Raw genomic sequence first — 2,141 nt, 5'->3', positions numbered from 1 at the left:
GGCTCTGTCTCACTCCATGGGGTCGGGTCGTCATCGGTGACGCTCAGTTGTGGAGGATCATGGTCCGGAGGAGGTCGAGGTTGGCGCGGCCGAACATGATCCTTTTGAGGTGCTTGATTTTGCAGTTTTCGCCCTCGACAGCGCCGGATGAGTAGGGCAATGAGAGTCCGTTGAGGACGGCGGCGTGGTCGCGGCGCAGGCCCTGGGCGAAAGATCGCAGGTGGGGCAGGTCGGCGGTCCCGGTGTCGACGGCGGCCAGCCAGGGGTCCAGATCGCGTTCGCCGGTGCGGTGGATGAGCATCTTGGCGAAGGCGGTCACATGCTGGTCGAGGACGGCCAGGGGCTGGCTGCGGTCCAAGATGGCGGCGAGCTGGTCCTTGTCGTCGTCGGTGAGGTGGTCGGGGTCGCTGGTGATCCAGCGGCGAACATCACGGACTGACGGCGGTTTAGGCGGCAGATCGGGCGTGAGGAGACCTTCACGCAGCGGCGCGACGTAGCGGCGGATGGTGCGGACGCTGCCGCGGTACCCCTGCTCTCGTAGCTCGCGGCACAGCAGCGCGGCGTTATCGCACCCATCCTCCAAGACGCGCTTACGCAGGTGAGGAAGGAAGCTCCGGAAATGGCGAGGCTTGCTCGCGCTGTCGCCGAGCAACAGTTCGTCAGCGCTGGTGGCTCGCTGGAACTTGCGGACGGTCTTGTCGTTCAGGCCGGTGATCTGGCAGATCTGGGTCTGGGTGTAGCCCTGGGCGAGGAGGCTGTGGATCTCGGCGTGGCGGACTCGCGTCCGTTCGATGATCGAGGTGGTGCCGGTGCCGGTCAGAGGCGCGGACGGCAGATCGGGCTTGACCAGTTCGGCCCGGAGCGGGGCGATGTGGCGGCGGATGGTACGGGTGCTGCCCTTGTAGCCGTGGGTACGTAGTTCCTGGCACAGCACGGCGGCGTTGTCGCACCCGTCTTCCAGGACACGTCGACGCAGGTACGGGAGGTAACTTCGTAAACGAGCAGAGTCGGCTGCATCGGGCAGCAGGTCGCAGGCTGCGTTCCGGGAGCTCTCGCAGCTGCAGGCGATGGTGTCCAGCGGCTGCGGGATCGAGTCGAGCGTGCGATCGTCCTGGCCATCGGCAGGTTGCGGGACCGCCGGCTCGCCCTGGTCGTCGCCATCGGATCCTGGAACGGGTTCACGCAGGTCGGCGCGGTGAGCTCGGATCGTCTTGTCCACCGCCACGCACAGATTCTGGTACAGGTGCCAGCGATCGGCACACTGGCGCGCCTCGGGTGCTCCCAGCCGAACGCCTTCGGCGAATCCACCCGCGCGGTCACGGCACACCGTCCGGACGCCGGGGTGGGCGGCCAGCCAGTCCGCCAGCGCCTGGGCCTCGCGACCGTCCAGCACATCCACAGGGCGGTGGGTCTCCAGATCGACCAGGAGGGTGGCGTAGCTCTGCCCCTTGCGCTTGGCGAATTCGTCCACCCCCAGCACGGTGACCTGCCCGATCTCGGGGTCGGGCAGAGCGCGGATCAACCTGAGCATCGTGCATCGCGACACCGCCGTGCCCAGTGCGTTGGCCAGCCGTGCTCCCGCCCGCCCGGCCAACGCCAGCGCGATCCGCTCCAGCACACCGCGCAGGCCCGGCGTTCGCCGCTGCCGCCACTGGGTCACGCCCTCGACCTGCTCGGCGAACGTTGTCACCTCGCACGCCGGGTTGACGCAACACAGCCGCCGCACCTCCAACACCACGCGCACCGGCCGCCCCGCACACGACAGGTCCTCTAACCTGCGCCGATACCGGTCATGTAACCGCGACGACGGCGTCGCGCACGCGCGACAGGCCACCGGCCCCGAAGCGGTCCGGGCCACGACGACCATTCCGTCACCACCCTGGTCCCCGGTCTCGATCGCGATGAACTCCAGGACGTCCAAGTGCGGGAACAGCATCCCCAGCAGGCGGGCCTGGTCGGACGACACCTCGTGCAGCACAATGGACCCCCACACGGCCGTTCTTCATGATCAGATCTTCGAGTGATCCAGATCGTGACAGAACGGCCGTTCCCATGCGCAGCGTGTTACAGGACCGCGACCAACACCAATCGCACCAGAACTCACATGCTGTAACCGCTACCCCGTGGAGTGAGACAGAGCC

General features: G+C 67.4%; 1 protein-coding gene. It reads right to left on the bottom strand.

The genetic code is table 11. The annotated features are described in order from the left end of the window. Positions 1 to 43: 43 nt before the first annotated feature. The gene (locus tag ACFXJ8_RS43970; protein WP_379651527.1) at positions 44 to 1,978 is read right to left on the bottom strand and encodes an ISL3 family transposase; all 1,935 of its coding nucleotides are present in this window, start codon (positions 1,976 to 1,978) and stop codon (positions 44 to 46) included. Positions 1,979 to 2,141 lie beyond the last annotated feature (163 nt).

The organism is Nonomuraea sp. NPDC059194, assembly GCF_042754765.1.
Lineage (GTDB): Bacteria > Actinomycetota > Actinomycetes > Streptosporangiales > Streptosporangiaceae > Nonomuraea.
Note: the sequence above shows the minus strand (reverse complement) of the source record. Positions and strands in the feature narration are given on the sequence as shown.